The organism is Rhodococcoides kyotonense (assembly GCF_001645385.1).
Classification (GTDB): Bacteria; Actinomycetota; Actinomycetes; order Mycobacteriales; family Mycobacteriaceae; genus Rhodococcoides; species Rhodococcoides kyotonensis_B.
Window position 1 is genome coordinate 280,320 of the sequence record NZ_LVHI01000001.1, and the last position, 20,442, is coordinate 300,761.

Below are 20,442 nucleotides of genomic sequence, written 5' to 3' on the forward strand. Positions count from 1 at the left end.
GATTGTCGGATGCGGGCAGTAGCATGAACGCACGTGAGCCTGGTCTTATTGCCTGCTGTCGACGTCGCAGGCGGCGAAGCTGTCCGTCTCGTTCAGGGAGAGGCGGGGAGCGAAACGAAGTACGGATCCCCGCGTGATGCCGCGCTGGCGTGGCAGAACGACGGCGCCGAGTGGGTGCATCTCGTCGACCTCGACGCAGCATTCGGTCGTGGCTCCAACCGTGAACTGCTGGCCGACGTCGTCGGTGAGCTGGACGTCAAGGTCGAGCTGTCCGGCGGCATCCGCGACGACGAATCGCTGCGCGCAGCGCTCGCAACCGGTTGTGCGCGAGTCAATCTGGGCACCGCCGCGATCGAGAACCCGGAATGGTGCGCGCGTGCGATCGGCGAGTTCGGCGACCGCATCGCGGTCGGCCTCGACGTCCGTATCGAGGATGGCATCCCGCGCGTCAAGGGACGCGGGTGGGTCAGCGACGGTGGGGATCTCTGGGAGATCCTCGAACGGCTCGAGCGCGACGGATGTTCGCGGTATGTCGTTACCGACGTGTCCAAGGACGGCACCTTGACGGGGCCGAACCTCGATCTGCTGAGTCAGGTGTGCGCCAAGACCGACAAGCCCGTCGTGGCGTCCGGTGGTGTCTCGACGATCGACGATCTGCGTGCCATCGCCACACTCGTCGACCAAGGAGTCGAGGGTTCCATCGTCGGAAAGGCCCTCTACGCCGGTCGGTTCACCCTTCCCGACGCGCTCGCCGCAGTGTCCGGGTAGCCGCACATGAGTCTGCCCGAGGATCCGCAGCGCCTGCTGGACATCGCCAGTCGGTTGCTCGACGGCGTACACGAGCGATTCGTCGCGGGCGTCGGTGCGCCGAGTGCCGTGCAGAAGGGCCCGGACGACTTCGCGACGGCCGTCGACCTCGAACTGGAGAAGCGACTGACGTCGGAGCTGTTCGAGCACACCGGAATCGAAGTCCACGGCGAAGAGTTCGGTGGTCCCGACCTGCACGGCGATCCGGTGTGGGTGCTCGACCCGATCGACGGGACGTTCAACTATTCGGCCGGTCTGCCCTCGGCAGGTACCTTGCTCGCACTGCTCGACGGCGGCGTCCCGGTGCTGGCGTTGACGTGGCTTCCACTGGTACGTCAGCGATTCACGGCCATCGCGGGCGGGCCGTTGAGGCTCGACGGTGAGGCATTGCCGCGGCTCGAACACCGAGCGCTCGGGGACTCGATGATCGGGTTCGGCGCATTCAACATCGCGAGTCGTGGACGTATCCCCGGCTTGTACCGCGTGCGCATACTCGAAGAACTGTCGAAGGTGTCTTCTCGCCTGCGTATGCACGGCGCCACCGGGGTGGACCTCGCGTACACCGCGAGCGGTGTCCTCGGCGGCTGTGTCGTGTTCGGTCATCGCGCGTGGGACAACGCCGCAGGCGCCCTGATGGTGCAGGCGGCAGGCGGTGTCGTCACCGACCTCGCGGGCGCCCCGTGGACCGTCGACTCCACCTCGGTGTTGGCCGGATCGCCCGGGGTGCACGAAGAACTGTCGAAGGTCGTCGCCTCACTCGGCGATCCGAAAGATTTCCTGGAAGGACGTGTTCGATGAGCGTCGCAGTACGTGTCATCCCGTGCCTCGACGTGGATGCCGGCCGAGTGGTCAAGGGCGTCAACTTCGAAAACCTGCGCGACGCAGGCGATCCCGTCGAACTCGCCCGTGCGTACGACGCGCAGGGGGCCGACGAGCTGACGTTCCTCGACGTCACCGCGTCGACCGCCGCACGAGGCACGATGCTCGACGTCGTCAGTCGAACCGCGGAACAGGTCTTCATTCCTCTGACCGTCGGCGGGGGAGTGCGCACGGTCGACGACGTCGACAAGCTGCTGCGTGCCGGCGCCGACAAGGTAAGCGTGAACACCGCAGCCATCGCGCGACCCGAACTGCTGCGTGAACTGAGCGAGCGCTTCGGATCGCAGTGCATCGTGCTGTCCGTCGATGCCCGAACGGTTCCGGACGGCCAGGAAGACACACCGTCGGGGTGGGAGGTCACCACCCACGGCGGCAAGCGCGGCACCGGAATCGACGCTGTCGAGTGGGCCGTGCGCGGCGCCGAGCTCGGGGTCGGCGAGATTCTGCTCAACTCGATGGACGCCGACGGCACGAAGGCAGGCTTCGACCTCCCGATGATCACGGCAGTCCGATCCGCCGTCCACGTTCCCGTCATCGCGAGTGGTGGTGCGGGTGCCGTCGAACACTTTCCGCCTGCCGTCACCGCGGGAGCCGACGCCGTCCTCGCGGCGAGCGTCTTCCACTTCGGCGATCTGACCATCCCACAGGTCAAGGACGCGATGCGCGTCGACGGCATCGTCGTACGCTGACAGTCCACGGCAACTCGAAAGGTAGAGCGAGAGCATGAGTCTGGACCCGGCCATTGCCGCCCGGCTGAAGCGTAACGACGCCGGGCTGTTCAGCGCCGTTGCGCAGGAGCGCAGCACCGGCAACGTACTCATGGTCGCCTGGATGGACGACGAGGCACTGGCCCGCACACTCGAGACGCGTCGGGGAACGTACTATTCGCGGTCGCGGAAGCAGTACTGGGTCAAAGGCGAGACTTCGGGGCACACCCAGTACGTCCACGAGGTGCGCCTCGACTGCGACGGTGACACCGTGCTTCTCGTCGTCGACCAGGTCGGCGCGGCTTGCCACACCGGAACGCACACTTGCTTCGATTCGGACGTTCTGCTGGGCTGAGCCCTCGTTCGCGGACCGAGGGCGTCCCATGGTCACTCCGAGTGACCGAATGTCACCTTCGGTCGGGTCTGGTCGCGGCGCGGTCGGGACCGAGGGCGTCCCGTGGTCACTCGGAGTGACCGAAAGTCACCTTCGGTCGGGAAAGGGAAGGGAAAACCGGGGCAGACCGTCAGGCCTTCCCCGTCCCCTCCGCGATGCCCTTGTCCAGCTGCTCGAGCATGACGGCGCTGAGCGAGGCCAGCTGTTCGACGTGATCGGGCCCGAGGCCCTCGAAAAGCAGCGCCTGCACGGTGTTGACGTGGCTCGGCGCGGCGCCGACGACCTTCTCCATGCCTGCGTCGGTCAGCACCGCATACGAACCCCGACTGCCTTCGATGCTTTCGCGTCGAACCCATCCGGCCTTCTCGAGTTTCGTGACGACGTGAGACAGCCGCGACAGCGAGGCGTTCGCGATCTTGGCGAGATCACGGAGCTGGATGCGCCGGTCGGCGTGTTCGGACAGGCTAGACAGCACGAAGTAGTCGAAGTGAGTCAGACCGGAGTCGCGCTGCAGCTGGGTGTCCAGCGCTGCGGGTAGTCGGGTGACGATGGCTACCAACGATCGCCACGCGGCTTGCTGGCTGTCGCTGAGCCAGCGAGCTTCGACCTCGGTCGTCGACTTGTCCATCGCGGTGAGCCCTCCTGATCGAACGCAGACACTGTGTTGTGCTCAGTCACAGTGTTCCACTCGATTGAAGCTTCACACACACGCCGTACGGAACTACCGCGTCGATCGACTCCGCAGGAACTCGAGCGCATGATCGGCGTGCGCCTCGAACCGGAATTCGCTGCTGAAGGCTTCGAGGACGGTGCGGTCGGTGTCGATCACGAACGTCGCCCGCTTGACCGGTGACAACTTCCCGAGCAACCCGCGCTTGACGCCGAACGCCGTGGCCACGGCACCGTCGGAGTCGGACAGCAGCGGGTAGTCGAACCCCTTGTCCGCGGCGAAGTCCGACTGCTTGGCGACGGCGTCGGTGCTGATTCCGACCCGAGTCGCGCCCACTTCGGCGAACTCGGCTGCCAGATCTCGGAAGTGACATGCCTCGGCGGTGCAGCCGGGGGTGAAGGCGGCGGGATAGAAGAACAGGACGACCGGGCCGTTCCGCAACAGCCCGTCGAGGGACTGCGGGGTGCCCGTCTGGTCGGGAAGCGTGAAGTCCGGGACGCTGTCACCTGGTTTCATGCCACGCAGGCTACCGCGCGACACGGCGTGCGTGCGGCACCTGGGATGATGAAGTCATGCATGGCGAGACCACGACACTGCCCGGTGCGACGCAACCTGCCGACTCGTCCTCGACGACCACGCGGGAGGTGTTTCGGGCACTTGCCGCCGAACATCGCGTCGTGCCCGTCGTTCGCAAGGTGCTGGCGGATTCGGAGACGCCGTTGTCGGCGTACCGCAAGCTCGGCGGCGACCGCCCTGGGACGTTCCTGTTCGAATCCGCGGAGAACGGCCGCTCCTGGTCACGCTGGTCGTTCATCGGTGCGGGCACACCGGCGGCGCTGACCGTGGAGAACGGAGACGCCGTCTGGCGCGGAAACGTGCCGGCGGGCGTGCCGTCGGGTGGAAATCCGCTCGACGTGCTGGGCCGCACGCTGGAGTTTCTGCGGTCCGAGCGCCTCCCCGGGCTGCCCCCGCTGACCGGCGGAATGGTCGGGTACATGGGGTACGACGCGGTCCGTCGCATCGAACGCCTGCCCGAGCATGCGGAGGACGACCTTCGGGTCCCCGAGATGCTGATGCTCCTCGCCACGGATCTGGCGGCGGTGGATCATCACGAGGGTGCGATCACCTTGATCGCGAACGCTGTCAACTGGGACGGCACGGACGAGCGCGTCGACGAGGCGTACGACGACGCGGTGGCACGCCTCGACCGGATGTGCGCGGACCTGGCCGCACCTGCACCGTCGACCGTCTCGACGATGTCGCGCCCGACCCCGAACTATCGGCGTCAGCGCACCTCCGAAGGCTTCGGCAAGGACGTCCGTCGTCTCGTCGAGGAGATCGAGGCGGGCGAGGCCTTCCAGGTCGTGCTGTCGCAGCGGTTCGAGATGGACACCGAGGCAGCGCCGATCGACGTTTATCGGATGCTCCGCGCATCGAACCCGAGTCCGTACATGTACTTGATGCACGTGCCGGGCGCAGACGGCGAGACGGCGTTCTCGATCGTCGGGTCGAGCCCGGAAGCGCTCGTCACCGTCGTCGACGGTGTCGCGACGACGCATCCCATCGCAGGCACCAGGTGGCGCGGTAAATCGGAGGAAGAGGACGTCCTGCTCGAGAAGGACCTGCTCGCCGACGAGAAGGAGAACGCCGAGCACCTCATGCTCGTGGATCTGGGACGCAACGACCTGGGCCGCGTCTGCACGCCCGGGACGGTGCGCGTCAACGACTATCGACACATCGAGCGTTACAGCCACGTCATGCACCTCGTGTCCACCGTGACCGGACATCTCGCCGACGGACGGCAGGCGCTCGACGCCGTCAAGGCGTGCTTCCCGGCCGGAACACTGTCCGGTGCGCCCAAGGTGCGCGCGATGGAACTGATCGACGAGCTGGAGCCGACCCGACGCGGGATCTACGGCGGCATCGTCGGCTATCTTGATTTCTCGGGCGATGCGGACACTGCGATCGCCATTCGCACGGCCCTGATGAAGGACGGCACCGCGTACGTGCAGGCGGGGGCAGGCGTCGTCGCCGATTCGGTGGCCGAATACGAGGACACCGAGGCCAAGAACAAGGCGATGGCCGTTCTGGGCGCGGTGGCCGCCGCCGAATCCCTCCGAGCCGTGAGAGGCGATCACCCGTGACGTCGGCGACGCAGCGACGAGGCACGGGAGCCCGCGCGACGGCCGTGTCGGTGGTTCTTCTGCTCGTCGGTGCTGCGTGCCTGTGGGGCAGCTCGCGAATGACGTGGGTGACGGTCACCTCGTCGGACGGTCTGGGCGAGGCCCGCACGACCGAACTCCTCGGTAGCACGTGGGCGGCCGCGTCGACGCCCCTGGCGCTTGCGCTCGTCGCGGCGGTGGCCGCGCAATTCGCCGTCAAGGGGTGGGCGTCACGGGTTCTGGCGGTTCTCGTCGCACTCGTCGCCGTCGCCGCTGCCGTTCCGGCAGTCGGCGCATTGTTCGGTGACGTGTCGGCGGACGAGGCGTCGAGCGTCGCCGAACTCCCGACCCGCGCCGAGGTGACGTCGACGCAGACCTCTCTGCTCCCGGCAGCGCTGGCGCTGATCGGGGCCGTGTGCGCTCTGGTCGCCGCGATCGTTCTGCTACGAAAACCAACCTCTCGGAAGGTATTGTCGTCGAAGTACGACGCTCCTGCCGCGCGGCGCGACGAGGCCGCCGAGCGCGCGAGGACTGCGTCGGAACGCGCCGACGCGAACGGTGAGGGGGATGACTTGACCGAGCGGATGCTGTGGGACGCGCTCGATGCGGGGGAGGATCCGACCGATAGGACCCCGAGGAACGATCACTGAAACCGCCCTCTACGCTAGGGAAGACCTCGATGAGCTTCCTCACATCAGGTCACCGATGGGAAAGGACTCGGGCCACCATGACTGTTCTCGATTCGATTCTGGACGGTGTGCGTGCCGACGTCGCAGCGCGAGAATCCATTGTCGACTTCGCTTCCGTGAAGGCCGCTGCGCTGAAGGCGCCTGCGGCACTGGACGCGACCGCTGCATTGCACGAGGACGGCATCGGCGTCATCGCCGAGGTCAAGCGCGCGAGCCCGTCGAAGGGCGCCCTCGCCGAGATCGGTGATCCTGCGGTTCTTGCTCAGGCCTACGAGCAGGGTGGCGCGCGCGTCATCAGCGTTCTCACCGAGGAGCGTCGATTCCACGGTTCGCTCGCCGACCTGGACGCGGTGCGCAAGGCCGTCAGTATTCCGGTGCTGCGCAAGGACTTCATCGTCGGTCCGTATCAGATCCACGAAGCTCGGGCCCACGGTGCCGACGTCATCCTGTTGATCGTCGCCGCACTCGACCAGCATGCGCTCACCTCGCTCCTCGATCGCACCGAGTCGCTCGGCATGACCGCCCTCGTCGAGGTGCACACCGAAGCCGAAGCGGATCGTGCGCTCGAAGCGGGTGCACGCGTCATCGGCATCAACGCGCGTGACTTGAAGACGTTGGAAATCGATCGTGACGCGTTCTCGCGCATCGCTCCCGGACTGCCGAGCGAAGTCATCCGCGTCGCCGAATCGGGCGTCAGGGGCACGGCGGATCTTCTCGCGTACGCGGGCGCGGGTGCCGACGCGGTGCTCGTCGGCGAGGGGCTTGTCACCAGCGGCGATCCTCGTACCGCGGTCTCCGATCTGGTCACCGCGGGAACCCACCCTTCCTGCCCCAAGCCTGCCCGCTGAAACGGTAGACCCGAACGCTGCCGCCGGTGACGGCTGGGGCAGACTGGACGGGTGAGCAGCAACCTTCAGAGCCCTCGTTTCAAGGGCGGTGACCTCCCGGAGACCAGCGCGGGTGTCACCGACCGTAGTCAGCACAATCCCGACTTCGGCGGGCATTTCGGTGTCTACGGTGGACGGTTCGTTCCCGAGGCGCTCATGGGCGTCATCGAGGAAGTCTCCGCCGAGTACGACAAGGTGCGTAGCGACAACGAATTCCTCGGCGAGCTCGATCGACTGCAGCGCGACTACACGGGCCGTCCGTCGCCGGTGTTCGAGGCGACGCGGCTGTCCGAGCATGCGGGTGGCGCGCGAATCCTGCTGAAGCGAGAAGACCTCAACCACACGGGTTCTCACAAGATCAACAACGTCCTCGGTCAGGTTCTGCTCGCCAAGCGGATGGGCAAGACACGCGTCATTGCCGAGACGGGTGCAGGCCAGCACGGTGTCGCGACGGCTACCGCATGCGCCCTGCTCGGGCTCGACTGTGTCGTGTACATGGGCGAGGTCGACACCGAGCGTCAGGCACTGAACGTCGCACGGATGCGGCTGCTCGGGTCCAGTGTCGTTGCGGTCAAGTCGGGTTCGCGCACACTGAAGGATGCGATCAACGAAGCACTGCGCGACTGGGTCACCAACGCTCACGACACCTACTACTGCTTCGGCACGGTCGCCGGACCGCACCCGTTCCCGCTGATGGTCCGCGACTTCCAGCGCATCATCGGACTCGAAGCGCGACAACAGGTTCAGGCGTCGACAGGACGGCTTCCCGACGCCATCGCCGCGTGCGTCGGCGGCGGCTCGAACGCGATCGGCATCTTCCACGCGTTCATCGACGATCCGTCGGTTCGTCTCGTGGGCTTCGAGGCCGCGGGTGACGGCGTCGAGACAGGTCGTCACGCAGCCACGATCAGCGGCGGTACCCCGGGAGCCCTGCACGGCGCGTACTCCTACCTGCTGCAGGACGAGGACGGCCAGACCATCGAGTCGCACTCGATCTCGGCAGGTCTGGACTACCCGGGCGTCGGCCCGGAGCACTCGCATCTCAACGATCTCGGACGCGCGGAGTACCGCGGGATCACCGACACCGAAGCGATGGATGCCTTCAAGCTGCTCAGCCGGACCGAGGGCATCATCCCGGCCATCGAGTCGGCGCACGCGGTCGCCGGTGCGCTGAAGCTCGGCAAGGAACTGGGCGAAGGCAAGATCGTGCTCGTGAACCTGTCCGGCCGCGGCGACAAGGACGTCGACACCGCAGCCGAATGGTTCGGGCTGGTCGACAGCGATGGCGAAGCACACGTGGACGCCGAGAAGGGTGCGCAGGAATGACCGAACGTTCAGGGCTCGCAGCCACATTCGAGAAGACTCGCGCCGAGAACCGCGCAGCGCTCGTCGGTTACCTGCCGGCCGGTTTCCCGACGGTCGAAGGGTCGATCGAGGTTCTCGAGACCATGGTGAAGTCCGGTTGCGACATCGTCGAGGTCGGAATCCCGTATTCCGACCCGGTCATGGACGGCCCGACCATCCAGGCGGCCGCCGACACGGCATTGCGCGCGGGTGTCAAGGTCAAGGACGTCTTCACGGTCGTCGAGAAGGTGTCGGCGGCGGGTGGTAGCGCGGTCGTCATGACGTACTGGAATCTGGTGCTGCGCTACGGAATAGATCGGTTCGCGCGGGATCTCGCGAACGCAGGCGGACTCGGCATCATCACTCCCGACCTCATTCCCGACGAAGCAGGGGAGTGGCTGGAGGCGTCGAAGGCACACGATCTCGATCGCATCTTCCTCGTCGCGCCGTCGTCCACGGAGGAGCGTCTCGCCAGCACGGTCGAACTGAGCAGTGGTTTCGTCTACGCCGCCTCGACGATGGGCGTGACCGGCGCACGCGACGCCGTGTCGTCGGCCGCTCCCGAACTGACGAAGCGCATCCGCGCTCACTCCGACATTCCGATCGGCGTCGGACTCGGTGTGCGTTCGGGCGCGCAGGCCGCCGAGATCGCCCGCTACGCCGACGCGGTCATCGTCGGTTCCGCTCTGGTCAGCGCGGTCGACAACGGACTGGATGCTGTCGCCTCGCTCACGAGCGAACTCGCCGAGGGCGTCCGTTCGGCTAACGTGTCGTCGTGACTTCCGCCCTTGCGTCGTCGACCTCTGTCCTTGCCTACATTCCCAGCCCGCCGCAGGGCGTCTGGTACGTGGGTCCGCTCGCATTGCGGGCCTACGCGCTGTTCATCGTTCTCGGCATCGTCGTCGCGATCATCTGGGGTGACCGTCGCTGGGTCGCTCGCGGAGGAACCAAGGGAACGGTTCTCGACGTCGCGGTGTGGGCCGTCCCGTTCGGCCTGATCGGCGGGCGGCTCTACCACGTCGCCACGGACTGGACCACGTACTTCGGTGCGGGCGGTGACCCGATTCGAGCGCTGAAGGTCTGGGAGGGTGGCCTCGGAATCTGGGGCGCCGTACTGCTCGGTGGCGTCGGCGCCTGGATCGCGTGCCGCAGACGCGGTATTCCGCTGCCCGCGTTCGGCGACGCCGTGGCACCCCCGATCCTGCTGGCACAGGCGATCGGCCGCATCGGCAACTACTTCAACCAGGAGCTGTACGGCCGCGAGACCACGGTGCCGTGGGGTCTCGAAATCTACGAACGCGCCGACGCGAACGGCCGCATCGATTCGCTGTCCGGTGTGTCGACGGGACTCGTCGAGAGGGTCGTCCACCCGACGTTCTTGTACGAGCTCCTGTGGAGCCTCGCGGTCGTCGTGGTTCTCGTCATCGTGGACAAGCGGTTCTCCATCGGCCACGGACGCCTGTTCGCGCTCTACGTCGCCGGTTACTGTGCGGGTCGATTCTGGGTCGAGCTCATGCGAGACGACTACGCGACGCACATCGCAGGCATTCGCATCAACTCGTTCACCTCGGCCATCGTCTTCGTGCTCGCGGTGGCGTACGTCGTGCTGGCCAAGAAGGGGCGCGAGGAGCCGTCGACCCTGGTGTCCAAGGGCGCCGAGGAGGAGAACGCGGCGACCGACGAAACAGCCGACGACGCCGCGGAACGCACACCCGAGAACTGAACCGACTCACATGGCAGACTCTCCGCATCAGCTGCCGACCTGAACGAGGAGCGCACGGTGACCGAGCCCGAGAAGAACCGAGACGAGACGACGAGCGGATCCCGCAGCGACGCGGAACGTCCGTCCACTCCACCGGAGTTCGGTGCACCGTTCGACTACGACGCGACCGCGGAAGCATCGTTGTCGGAGCCGCCCGCCACGTCGGAGATCGGGCCGGTCACCGGTGCGACGGGGTCGGGCTCCGGGTCGGGTCCGGGATGGGATGTTCACTCCGGCGTCGGCAACGGTCCCGGATGGGGAGCAAGCCCGAGCTACCCGCCGCCGAGTGAGCCCGACGCGCCGGGTGTGAATCTCGACAAGCCCTCGGCGACACCGTCGTACGACCCGAACGCGTACGGAACCGACTACGGAACTCAGCCGTACGGTGCTCCCACGTACGGCGCGCCCAACTACGGTGACCCGAACCACGGGGGACCGGTGTACGGGCCGCCGGACCCCGGCTACCAGCAGTTCGCGCAGCCGACTCCCGACGCGGGATACGCGCCGCCGCCCCCTCCCGGGTACGGACCCCAGGGCTACGCGCCACAGCCGTACGGCGGGTTCCAGGGTGGCTACGGCGTCGATCCGTCGGCACCGTTCGGGCGTCACCCGATGACGGGTGAGCCGCTGTCGGACAAGTCCAAGGTGACGGCCGGGCTTCTCGAAATCCTGCTCGGCGCTTTCGGTGCCGGTCGGTTCTATCTCAATCAGCCGGGGATCGCGATCGCGCAGATCGCCGTCACCTGGTTGACCTGTGGCATCGGTGGCATCTGGCCGTTGATCGACGGCATCATGATGCTCACCGGCAGTGTCCGCGACCAGCACGGTCGGCCACTGCGCGATTAGCGTCGGTCGAGACCGGTAGCCCTGGAATTGTCGAGCTGTCAAGGGCTACTGGTAGGCTCGTTTCGTTCGGCCCCGGCCGGACCCCTTCGCGGGCCAGAGTTGTCCCGGTAGACCCCGAATTTCAGCACGAGCGAGCTCTCGCGTGACCCGTATCGTTGTCACCAGAGCTCATTCGCTGGCGGAGTCGCCGAGGAAAGAACGCCGCCGATGCGGCGCACAGCATTTTCACGGTGTCTCCCTGGCACAGGTGGAGGAGACGAGAATGCTGTTCTCACAGTTGCCGGCAGAGCAAGGTCTGTACGACCCTGCCCAGGAGAAGGACTCGTGCGGCGTCGCCATGATCGCCGACGTGGCCGGACGTCGGTCGCACAGCATCGTCGCCGATGGAGTTCTGGCGCTCGAGAACCTCGAACATCGAGGCGCGGCCGGTGCGGAACCCAACAGCGGTGACGGCGCGGGCATCCTGTTGCAGCTTCCCGTCGAACTCCTCGAGTCTCTGGTCGACTTCCCGCTGCCCGAAGCGCTGGCGGACGGCACCAACACGTACGCCGCCGGAATCTGCTTCCTGCCGCAGGGCATTCGCGAACGCGCCGACGCCGTGGCGCGCGTCGAGGCGATCGCCCACGAAGAGGGTCTCGACGTACTCGGGTGGCGCGAAGTTCAGGTCGATCCCGACGGCGCGGACATCGGTCTGACAGCGCTCGGCTGCATGCCGCACATGTCCTATCTGTTCATGGCAGCGCCTGAGGTCGACGGCGTTCGGCTCGGCGGCCTCGAGCTCGACCGTCAGGTCTACGCAGTGCGTAAGCGCGCGGAGCGCGTCACGCCGGAGATCGCCGCGGCCGGTACCGGACTGTTCTTTCCGTCGCTGTCCAGCCGGACCATCGTTTACAAGGGCATGCTCACCACGATGCAGCTGCCCATGTTCTTCCCCGACCTTCGGAACCCGTTGTGCAAGAGCGCGATTGCGATCGTGCACAGCCGATTCTCGACCAACACGTTCCCGTCGTGGCCTCTTGCTCACCCGCACCGCTACGTCGCGCACAACGGTGAGATCAACACCGTCATGGGCAACCGCAACCGCATGCGGGCACGTGAGGCGATGCTGAGCAGCGCCATCATCCCTGGCGACCTCGAACGTCTGTATCCCATCTGCAACCCCGATGGTTCGGACTCCGTGTCCCTCGACGAGGTGCTCGAACTCCTGCATCTCGGTGGCCGCAGCGTGCCGCACGTCGTCATGATGATGCTGCCCGAGCCGTGGGAGAACCACCGCGACATGGACCCCGACGTGCGCGCGTTCTACCAGTTCCACGCGTCGATCATGGAGCCGTGGGACGGCCCCGCCTGCGTCACGTTCACCGACGGTTCCTACGTCGGTGCCGTGCTCGATCGCAACGGTCTGCGCCCCGGACGATGGTGGCAGACGGTCGACGGACGCATCATCCTCGCCAGTGAGGCGGGTGTCCTCGAGGTTCCGCAGTCCGAGGTCGTCGCGAAGGGTCGCCTCGAACCGGGCAAGATGTTCCTCGTCGACACCGCGGCGGGTCGCATCGTGCCCGACGCCGAGATCAAGCAGCAGCTCGCGGGCGAGCACCCGTATCAGGAATGGCTGCACGCGGGACTGCTCGAGATCAAGAGTCTGCCGGAGCGCGCCCACATCCAGTACAACCACGAGTCGGTCGTGCGCCGTCAGATCGCGTTCGGCTACACCGAGGAAGACCTGCGGGTCGTTCTGTCGCCGATGGCCGCGTCGGGCGGAGAACCGTTGGGCTCCATGGGAACCGACACTCCCGCCGCCGTCATGTCGCAGCGGTCCCGGTTGCTGTACGACTACTTCGTCGAACTGTTCGCGCAGGTCACCAACCCCCCGCTCGACTCGATTCGTGAAGAGATCGTCACGTCGCTGTCCCGCGTCATGGGCCCGGAGCAGAACTTGCTGGAGCCGACGGCCGCGTCGTGCCGCCAGATCGTGTTGCCGTGGCCGGTTCTCGACAACGACGAGCTCAACAAGATCATCCACATCAACCACGACGGGGATCACCCCGGCCTCGCTGCCACCGTGCTGCGCGGGCTGTACGAGGTGGAACGCGGGGGAGAGGGACTGGCCGAAGCCATCGAGAGTCTGCGACGCCGCGCGAGCAAGGCCATCGCAGCCGGGTTCCGCACGCTGATCATCTCCGACCGCGATTCGGACCACACGCATGCGCCGATTCCGTCCCTGCTCGCGACCGCGGCGGTGCACCATCACCTCGTCCGCACGAAGGAGCGCACCAAGGTCGCACTCGTCGTCGAGTCCGGCGACGCCCGCGAAGTACACCATCTCGCGCTGCTCATCGGCTACGGCGCCGCGGCGGTCAACCCGTACCTCGCCATGGAGTCCATCGAGGACCTCGTCGGCGAAGGCGAACTGACGGGCGTCGAATCGTCCGTGGCGGTGCGCAACTATCTGTACGGACTCGGCAAGGGCGTGCTGAAGGTGATGTCCAAGATGGGCATCTCGACCGTCGGATCCTATACGGGCGCACAGGTTTTCGAGGCCATCGGCCTCGACAAGGACGTGGTGCGCGAGTACTTCAAGGGCACCGTCAGCAAGCTCGGTGGTGTGGGCCTCGACGTGCTGGCCGAAGAGGTCAAGCTGCGGCACCGCCGCGCGTATCCGGAGAATCCGACCGACCGCGTGCACCGTCGTCTCGAGATCGGCGGCGAGTACCAGTTCCGTCGCGAGGGCGAACTGCACCTGTTCACGCCCGAGACGGTGTTCCTGCTGCAGCACGCGACGCGTACCGGACGCTTCGACGTCTTCCAGAAGTACAGCGACGAGGTCGATCGTCTGGCACGTGAGGGCGGCGCGCTGCGCGGGCTGTTCGAGTTGAAGGAAGGCATTCGCCCTCCTGTTCCGCTGGACGAGGTCGAGCCGGTCGAGTCCATCGTGACCCGGTTCAACACGGGTGCGATGAGCTACGGATCCATCTCGGCCGAGGCGCACGAGGCGATGGCAGTCGCGATGAACAATCTCGGCGGACGCTCCAACTCGGGAGAGGGCGGCGAGGACACCGACCGGTTGTACGATCCGACGCGTCGCAGCGCCGTCAAGCAGGTGGCCAGCGGACGTTTCGGTGTCACGAGCGATTACCTCGTGAACGCGTCGGACATTCAGATCAAGATGGCGCAGGGTGCGAAACCGGGTGAGGGAGGCCAGCTTCCGGGCTACAAGGTCTACCCGTGGGTGGCCAAGACGCGGCACTCGACGCCGGGCGTCGGGCTGATCTCGCCGCCCCCGCACCACGACATCTACTCGATCGAGGACCTCGCTCAGCTGATCCACGATCTGAAGAACGCGAACGAGAATGCGCGCGTTCACGTCAAGCTCGTCAGCTCGGTCGGGGTCGGCACGGTCGCGACGGGTGTCAGCAAGGCGCATGCCGACGTCGTCCTGATCTCGGGTTACGACGGCGGTACCGGCGCTGCGCCGCTGACCTCGCTCAAGCACGCTGGTGCGCCGTGGGAGATCGGTCTCGCCGACGCGCAGCAGACGTTGGTGCTCAACGGACTTCGTGACCGCATCACCGTGCAGTGCGACGGCGGTCTGCGGACGGGGCGCGACGTCATCGTGGCGGCGCTTCTCGGTGCCGAGGAGTTCGGTTTCTCGACTGCGCCGTTGATCGTGTCCGGCTGCATCATGATGCGGGTCTGTCACCTCGACACCTGCCCGGTCGGCGTCGCGACGCAGAACCCTGACCTGCGCAAGCGTTTCAACGGCAAGCCCGAGTTTCTCGAGGACTTCTTCCGTTTCGTTGCGGAAGATGTCAGGCAGTACCTGGCGAAGTTGGGCTTCCGCAGCATCGACGAGGCCGTCGGACACGCGGATGCGCTCGAGACGTCTGCAGGCATCGCGCACTGGAAGAGCCAGGGACTCGACCTGTCGCCGATCTTCGCAATGCCGACCGACCAGCACGGAGCTCCGCTGACGCAGCGGCGACGGTTGCGCGGCCAGGATCACGGTCTGGACTTCGCCCTCGACCGCACGCTCGTTCAGCTCGCCGAGGGTGCGCTCGAGGATGCTCACCCGGTCACGCTCGAACTACCGGTACGCAACGTGAACCGCACGGTCGGAACACTTCTCGGCTCCGAGGTCACCCGCCGGTTCGGTGGACGGGGTCTGCCGGACGACACCATTCGAGTGCAGCTGACCGGTTCGGCCGGGCAGTCGCTCGGCGCCTTCCTGCCCGCAGGTGTCACGATCGATCTGATCGGCGACGCGAACGACTACGTCGGCAAGGGACTGTCCGGCGGCCGCGTCGTCGTGCGTCCCGCCGAAGACGTCTCCTTCGTCCCGGAGGACAACGTCATCGCAGGCAACACACTTCTCTACGGCGCGACGTCGGGTGAGGTGTTCCTGCGCGGCCGCGTCGGCGAACGGTTCGCGGTGCGCAACTCGGGTGCGACGGCCGTCAACGAGGGCGTCGGAGACCACGCGTTCGAGTACATGACCGGAGGACGCGTCGTCGTCCTCGGCCCGACCGGGCGAAACATGGCCGCCGGAATGTCGGGCGGTATCGCCTTCGTCCTCGGCCTGGATGCGAGCGACGTCAACATGGACATGGTGACGTTGCAAACTCCCGATCCCGACGACTTCGCGTGGCTGCGCGAGACGGTGGAGAACCACCTGAAGTGGACCGGATCCACCGTCGCGGCCTCGCTCCTCGCGGACTGGCCTCGGCGGTCCGCACTGTTCACGAAGATCATGCCCGTCGACTACCAGCGTGTGCTGGAGGCGACGAGGATGGCGCGCGCCGAGGGGCGCGACGTCGACTCAGCAATCATGGAGGCAGCACGTGGCTGATCCCAGAGGATTCCTCAACGTCGTCAAGCAGGAAGCCGCCAAGCGGCCGATCACCGAACGCGTCAAGGACTGGAACGAGGTCTACTCGCACCAGCCCGCGTCCGAGCGCGCCGCAGAGGTGTCGGACCAGGCTCGTCGCTGCATGGATTGCGGTATTCCGTTCTGTCACTCGGGAACTGCGGGCTGTCCGCTGGGCAACCTGATTCCGGAGTGGAACGATCTCGTGCGACGGGACCGGTGGGACGCTGCGAGCGACCGACTGCACGCGACGAACAACTTCCCCGAGTTCACCGGACGCGTCTGCCCCGCGCCCTGCGAGGCGGCGTGCGTGCTGTCGATCGCCGAGAGCGACACCGGCGGTAGCGTGACGATCAAGCGTGTCGAGCAGACCATCGCCGATCTCGCGTGGGACGCAGGCTCGGTCGTGCCCCAGCCTCCGACGATCAACACGGGAAAGCGTGTCGCCGTCGTCGGTTCCGGTCCGGCGGGACTTGCTGCAGCGCAGCAACTCACGCGCGCCGGCCACGACGTGACCGTCTACGAACGCGACGACCGTCTCGGCGGTCTGCTGCGCTACGGCATCCCCGAATTCAAGCTGGAGAAATCCGTGCTGGACCAGCGACTGATGCAGATGCGTGCCGAGGGAACGCATTTCGTCACGGACTGCGAAGTCGGTGTCGACTTCACCGTCGAGCAGTTGCGGGAGAAGTTCGACGCGGTCGTGCTGGCGGTCGGAGCGCTGCGCGCTCGGGACAACACCGAGGTCGAGGGACGCTCTCTGGCCGGAATCCACTTGGCCATGGAGCATCTCGTGCCGGCCAACAAGGAATGCGAGGGCGACGGCCCTACATCGATCTCCGCGAAGGACAAGCACGTCGTCATCATCGGCGGCGGTGACACCGGGGCCGACTGTCTCGGTACCGCGCACCGGCAGGGTGCTGCGTCGGTGACCCAGTTGGATTACAACCAGGCGCTTCCCGAGATCCGCGACGAGCGCTCGCCGTGGCCGTCGTGGCCGCTGGTTCTCCGGACGTCGCCGGCTCACGCCGAGGGTGGCGTCGTACGGCACCAGGTTGCCGTGCAGCGTTTCCTGGGCGACGAGAACGGTCACGTACGCGCCATGGTGCTCGCCGAGGTCGAAGTCCAGCGCGATGCGGACGGCCGACGCGTCATCACCCCGATCGGCGAGGAGGTCGAGTTGCCGTGCGACCTCGCGCTGTTCGCCATCGGGTTCGAGGGCGTCGAGCACGGGCCGCTGCTCGACGACTACGGACTGACCCTGACCCGTCGCGGCGCGCTGTCGTGTGGCCCGGACTGGCAGACGACGGCGCCCGGTGTCTTCGTGTGCGGCGACGCGCACCGAGGAGCGTCGTTGGTCGTATGGGCCATCGCGGAAGGCCGGTCGGCGGCACATGGCGTCGACGCATACCTGACGGGCCGGTCGGATCTGCCGTCTCCGGTGCACCCGACTGCTTTGCCGCTGGCCGTGGTCTGAATTGATCCAGGTGTTCTGAACAGGTCCGACGCGATGTTACCGACGGGTAGAATCGCGTCGGACCCCTCTGCCATGGAGAAGGCAGGAGCCACAGTCTAGGCTCGTGTTCGTGAGCCGACGTACGAAGATCGTTTGCACCCTTGGACCCGCCACCGCTACCAGTGATCGAATCCGTGAACTCGTCGAGAGTGGAATGGATGTCGCCCGACTGAATTTCAGCCACGGCGATCACCCGGATCATCAGGCAAACTACGAAAGAGTCCGTGCCGCTTCGAATGCCACGGGCAAAGCCGTCGGCATCCTCGCCGATCTGCAGGGACCGAAGATCCGCCTCGGCCGTTTCGCCGAAGGCAAGACCACGTGGGCCAACGGCGAATTGGTGCGCATCACCGTCGAAGAGTGCGAAGGCACCCACGACCGCGTGTCGACGACCTACAAGGAACTCGCTCAGGACGCCAAGGAAGGCGACCGGCTGCTGGTCGACGACGGCAAGGTCGGACTCGTCGTCACCGGCGTCGAGGGCAACGACGTGCTGTGCCGCGTCACCGAGGGCGGACCCGTCAGCAACAACAAGGGTGTCTCGCTGCCCGGTATGAACGTGTCGGTACCGGCGCTGTCCGAGAAGGACATCGCCGATCTCGAGTTCGCACTGCAGCTCGGAGTCGACTTCATCGCACTGTCCTTCGTTCGGTCGCCCGCCGACGTCGAACTGGTGCACGCGGTCATGGACCGCGTCGGCCGACGAGTTCCGGTCATCGCGAAGTTGGAGAAGCCGGAGGCCATCGACAACCTCGAAGCCATCGTGCTCGCGTTCGACGCAATCATGGTCGCGCGTGGCGATCTCGGCGTCGAGCTGCCGCTCGAGCAGGTTCCGCTGGTGCAGAAGCGCGCCATCCAGATCGCGCGTGCCAACGCAAAGCCCGTCATCGTCGCGACGCAGATGCTCGAGTCGATGATCGAGAATTCGCGCCCCACCCGCGCGGAGGCGTCGGACGTCGCGAACGCCGTGCTCGACGGCACCGACGCCGTGATGCTGTCCGGTGAGACCTCCGTCGGTAAGTACGTCATGGAGACCGTCCGCACGATGGCTCGGATCGTCGAGACCGTCGAGAGCGAGGGCGAGCCGGTTCCGCCGCTGACCCATGTGCCGCGTACCAAGCGTGGTGTCATCTCCTACGCTGCACGCGACATCGGCGAGCGTCTCGACGCGAAAGCTCTGGTCGCCTTCACGCAGTCCGGTGACACCGTGCGTCGTCTCGCGCGTCTGCACACGTCCCTTCCGCTGCTCGCGTTCACCTCGATCCCCGAGGTTCGGTCACAGCTCGCACTGAGCTGGGGCACCGAGACCTTCCTGGTCCCTGAGGTCGCGACGACGGACGCGATGGTGATCGAGGTCGACAAGGCGCTCCTGGAGCTGGGTCGATACAACAAGGGCGACCAGGTCGTGATCGTAGCCGGAGCTCCTCCCGGCACAGTAGGCTCGACCAACTTGATCCACGTGCACCGAATTGGAGAAGAGGACCGGTAAGTGACCGATGCGGGGGGAACCGGCGCTGCAGCCGCAGCGTCGACCGAGGGCAAGACGGATCTACAGACGCTCCTCGAGTTGCTCGAGCTCGAGGAGACCGGCGAGGACACGTTCCGGGGGGTTCATCCTCGCCAAGTGGGCAGCCGGACCTTCGGCGGACAGATGGTGTCTCAGGCACTGATCGCTGCCGGGCGCACGGTGTCCGGCACGTCACGTGACGTGCACGCCATCAATGCGCACTTCATTCGTGGCGGTGACGTCAAGAAGCCGATCGAGTATCGCGTCGAGCGTCACCGCGACGGGCGCGCCTTTGCGAACCGTCAAGTCACCGCGCTGCAGGACGGCGACGAGATCTTCGTGATGCTCGCGGCGTTCCAGGATTTCGGCAAGGGGCTCGAGCACAGCGTCGAGTTGCCCGAGGTGCCGTACCCGGACACGTTGCCGCCGTTGGGTGATCACTTCGTCGGGTACGAGGATCGACTGCAGATGTTCGTCGACGCGCTCAAGCCCATCGACATGCGCTACGCCAACGACCCCGCCTGGATTCTGCAGACCACGGGGGAGAAGCTCACGCACAATCGCGTCTGGATGAAGGCGGACGGGGAACTGCCCGACGATCCGATCTTCCACGCGGCAACCATGGGGTACGCGTCGGACACCACGGTGCTCGATTCGATCCTCACCACCCACGGATTGTCGTGGGGACTCGACCGTATCGTCGCGGCGACGGTCAACCATTCCATCTGGTTCCACCGTCCGTTTCGTTTCGACGAATGGGCCCTCTACGCCACGGAATCACCTGTGGCCGCGGGGTCGCGCGGTCTCGCGACCGGCCGCTTCTTTTCGACGGACGGAGTACTGCTCGCAACCGTCGTGCAGGAAGGCCTGATTCGGCACTTCCCGAGAAAGTAGCTTCATCCGCGATCGACGACGGCCCTCCACGCGTCGAGCTTGCGTTCGTACGTCATCGACGCGTGCGCCGGGCTCGTCGACGGCAGCCGTACCAGTGCGATCGGACTCTGCGGGGTTGTCACGTACCGGAGGAAGCTGGATTCGGCTTTGGCCCCGTTGAAGAAGATGCGTTCGATCGTCGGATGTTCGCGAATCAGCGTGTCGATGTCGTTGACGACGATGGACGATTCCTCGATCGCCGAATCGAGACTGCCGAGACGCGTACACAGTTTCAACACATCCCATACAGCGATCCCGTGGGACTGCAGCACCGTCGTCCGTTTCTCGTACGGGACCGACGGTCCCGCGCCGAAGAGATCGCCCATGATCGGCCAGAACGCGTTTCGCGGATGGGCGTAGTACTGATTCGCCGTCAGGGAGGCGACGCCGGGCATCGAGCCCAGGATCAACGTGTGCGCGGAACGATCGATGATCGGCGGGAAACTGTGCACGGTGGTCACCGCTCCACAGTGAC

General features: G+C 66.2%; 18 protein-coding genes. 15 read left to right on the forward strand and 3 right to left on the reverse strand.

The features are described 5' to 3' along the window. The first annotated feature begins 33 nt into the window (after nt 1-33). Genes priA through hisI form a run of 4 tightly spaced genes read left to right on the forward strand, consistent with a single transcriptional unit; the run spans nt 34 to nt 2,748 of the window. Nucleotides 34-768, forward strand: coding sequence for a bifunctional 1-(5-phosphoribosyl)-5-((5-phosphoribosylamino)methylideneamino)imidazole-4-carboxamide isomerase/phosphoribosylanthranilate isomerase PriA (gene priA, locus A3K89_RS01330; RefSeq protein WP_068420775.1), 735 nt, complete (start codon nt 34-36; stop codon nt 766-768). 6 nt (nt 769-774) lie between these two features. Then, nucleotides 775-1,605 (forward strand): inositol monophosphatase family protein, encoded by an 831-nt coding sequence (locus A3K89_RS01335; protein WP_068420777.1) that lies wholly within the window; start codon nt 775-777, stop codon nt 1,603-1,605. Continuing rightward, nucleotides 1,602-2,375 (forward strand): imidazole glycerol phosphate synthase subunit HisF, encoded by a 774-nt coding sequence (gene hisF / locus A3K89_RS01340; RefSeq protein WP_068420779.1) that lies wholly within the window; start codon nt 1,602-1,604, stop codon nt 2,373-2,375. The genes A3K89_RS01335 and hisF overlap by 4 nt, the downstream gene beginning before the upstream one ends. 34 nt (nt 2,376-2,409) lie before the next feature. Then, nucleotides 2,410-2,748 carry a phosphoribosyl-AMP cyclohydrolase gene (gene hisI / locus A3K89_RS01345; protein WP_068420782.1) on the forward strand — a complete coding sequence of 113 codons (339 nt, stop codon included), beginning with the start codon at nt 2,410-2,412 and terminating at the stop codon, nt 2,746-2,748. Nucleotides 2,749-2,917: 169 nt separating this feature from the next. Here the strand turns inward: hisI and A3K89_RS01350 are convergent, their stop codons facing one another. Further along, a complete protein-coding gene (locus tag A3K89_RS01350; RefSeq protein ID WP_068420784.1) occupies nt 2,918-3,415 on the reverse strand; it encodes a MarR family winged helix-turn-helix transcriptional regulator in 498 nt (165 codons plus the stop codon). A gap of 93 nt (nt 3,416-3,508) precedes the next feature. Continuing rightward, a complete protein-coding gene (locus A3K89_RS01355) occupies nt 3,509-3,973 on the reverse strand; it encodes a peroxiredoxin (protein ID WP_068420785.1) in 465 nt (154 codons plus the stop codon). A 56-nt stretch (nt 3,974-4,029) separates the two neighbouring features. On the opposite strand from A3K89_RS01355, the gene A3K89_RS01360 reads away from it, so the two are divergent. From A3K89_RS01360 to A3K89_RS01410, 11 genes are all read left to right on the forward strand, one after another. Continuing rightward, a complete protein-coding gene (locus tag A3K89_RS01360; RefSeq protein ID WP_068420786.1) occupies nt 4,030-5,601 on the forward strand; it encodes an anthranilate synthase component I in 1,572 nt (523 codons plus the stop codon). Continuing rightward, entirely contained in the window at nt 5,598-6,269 is a 672-nt protein-coding gene (locus tag A3K89_RS01365) for a TIGR02234 family membrane protein (protein ID WP_068420789.1), read from the forward strand. The genes A3K89_RS01360 and A3K89_RS01365 overlap by 4 nt, the downstream gene beginning before the upstream one ends. A 77-nt stretch (nt 6,270-6,346) precedes the next feature. Beyond that, nucleotides 6,347-7,156, forward strand: a complete 810-nt coding sequence (gene trpC, locus A3K89_RS01370) for an indole-3-glycerol phosphate synthase TrpC (protein WP_068420791.1) — start codon at nt 6,347-6,349, stop codon at nt 7,154-7,156. A gap of 51 nt (nt 7,157-7,207) precedes the next feature. Further along, nucleotides 7,208-8,521, forward strand: coding sequence for a tryptophan synthase subunit beta (gene trpB, locus A3K89_RS01375; protein WP_068420792.1), 1,314 nt, complete (start codon nt 7,208-7,210; stop codon nt 8,519-8,521). After that, the gene (gene trpA / locus A3K89_RS01380) at nt 8,518-9,318 is read left to right on the forward strand and encodes a tryptophan synthase subunit alpha (RefSeq protein WP_068420794.1); all 801 of its coding nucleotides are present in this window, start codon (nt 8,518-8,520) and stop codon (nt 9,316-9,318) included. Before trpB ends, trpA begins: the two co-directional genes overlap by 4 nt. Continuing rightward, complete coding sequence (gene lgt, locus A3K89_RS01385) at nt 9,315-10,262, forward strand: prolipoprotein diacylglyceryl transferase (RefSeq protein ID WP_068420796.1); 948 nt, start codon at nt 9,315-9,317, stop codon at nt 10,260-10,262. Before trpA ends, lgt begins: the two co-directional genes overlap by 4 nt. A gap of 57 nt (nt 10,263-10,319) precedes the next feature. Continuing rightward, entirely contained in the window at nt 10,320-11,147 is an 828-nt protein-coding gene (locus A3K89_RS01390) for a TM2 domain-containing protein (protein ID WP_068420798.1), read from the forward strand. Between the two features lie 262 nt (nt 11,148-11,409). Further along, nucleotides 11,410-15,993 (forward strand): glutamate synthase large subunit, encoded by a 4,584-nt coding sequence (gltB, locus tag A3K89_RS01395; protein WP_068420800.1) that lies wholly within the window; start codon nt 11,410-11,412, stop codon nt 15,991-15,993. Further along, nucleotides 15,986-17,488: a glutamate synthase subunit beta gene (locus tag A3K89_RS01400; protein ID WP_068420802.1), complete on the forward strand. Its 1,503-nt coding sequence runs from the start codon at nt 15,986-15,988 to the stop codon at nt 17,486-17,488. The genes gltB and A3K89_RS01400 overlap by 8 nt, the downstream gene beginning before the upstream one ends. A 109-nt stretch (nt 17,489-17,597) precedes the next feature. Then, the gene (pyk, locus tag A3K89_RS01405; protein WP_084423518.1) at nt 17,598-19,016 is read left to right on the forward strand and encodes a pyruvate kinase; all 1,419 of its coding nucleotides are present in this window, start codon (nt 17,598-17,600) and stop codon (nt 19,014-19,016) included. After that, entirely contained in the window at nt 19,017-19,928 is a 912-nt protein-coding gene (locus A3K89_RS01410; RefSeq protein WP_068420805.1) for an acyl-CoA thioesterase, read from the forward strand. Nucleotides 19,929-19,930: 2 nt separating this feature from the next. On the opposite strand, the gene A3K89_RS01415 is transcribed toward A3K89_RS01410, so the two are convergent. After that, nucleotides 19,931-20,428: a DNA-deoxyinosine glycosylase gene (locus tag A3K89_RS01415; protein WP_068420807.1), complete on the reverse strand. Its 498-nt coding sequence runs from the start codon at nt 20,426-20,428 to the stop codon at nt 19,931-19,933. Nucleotides 20,429-20,442: the final 14 nt, after the last annotated feature.

Coding starts and splice junctions, on each gene's coding strand:
- A3K89_RS01335 (WP_068420777.1), top strand. CDS start 775: ATGAGTCTGCCCGAGGATCCGCAGCGCCTGCTGGACATCGCCAGTCGG.
- gltB (WP_068420800.1), top strand. CDS start 11,410: ATGCTGTTCTCACAGTTGCCGGCAGAGCAAGGTCTGTACGACCCTGCC.
- trpA (WP_068420794.1), top strand. CDS start 8,518: ATGACCGAACGTTCAGGGCTCGCAGCCACATTCGAGAAGACTCGCGCC.
- A3K89_RS01350 (WP_068420784.1), bottom strand. CDS start 3,415: ATGGACAAGTCGACGACCGAGGTCGAAGCTCGCTGGCTCAGCGACAGC.
- A3K89_RS01355 (WP_068420785.1), bottom strand. CDS start 3,973: ATGAAACCAGGTGACAGCGTCCCGGACTTCACGCTTCCCGACCAGACG.
- A3K89_RS01360 (WP_068420786.1), top strand. CDS start 4,030: ATGCATGGCGAGACCACGACACTGCCCGGTGCGACGCAACCTGCCGAC.
- hisI (WP_068420782.1), top strand. CDS start 2,410: ATGAGTCTGGACCCGGCCATTGCCGCCCGGCTGAAGCGTAACGACGCC.
- trpC (WP_068420791.1), top strand. CDS start 6,347: ATGACTGTTCTCGATTCGATTCTGGACGGTGTGCGTGCCGACGTCGCA.
- hisF (WP_068420779.1), top strand. CDS start 1,602: ATGAGCGTCGCAGTACGTGTCATCCCGTGCCTCGACGTGGATGCCGGC.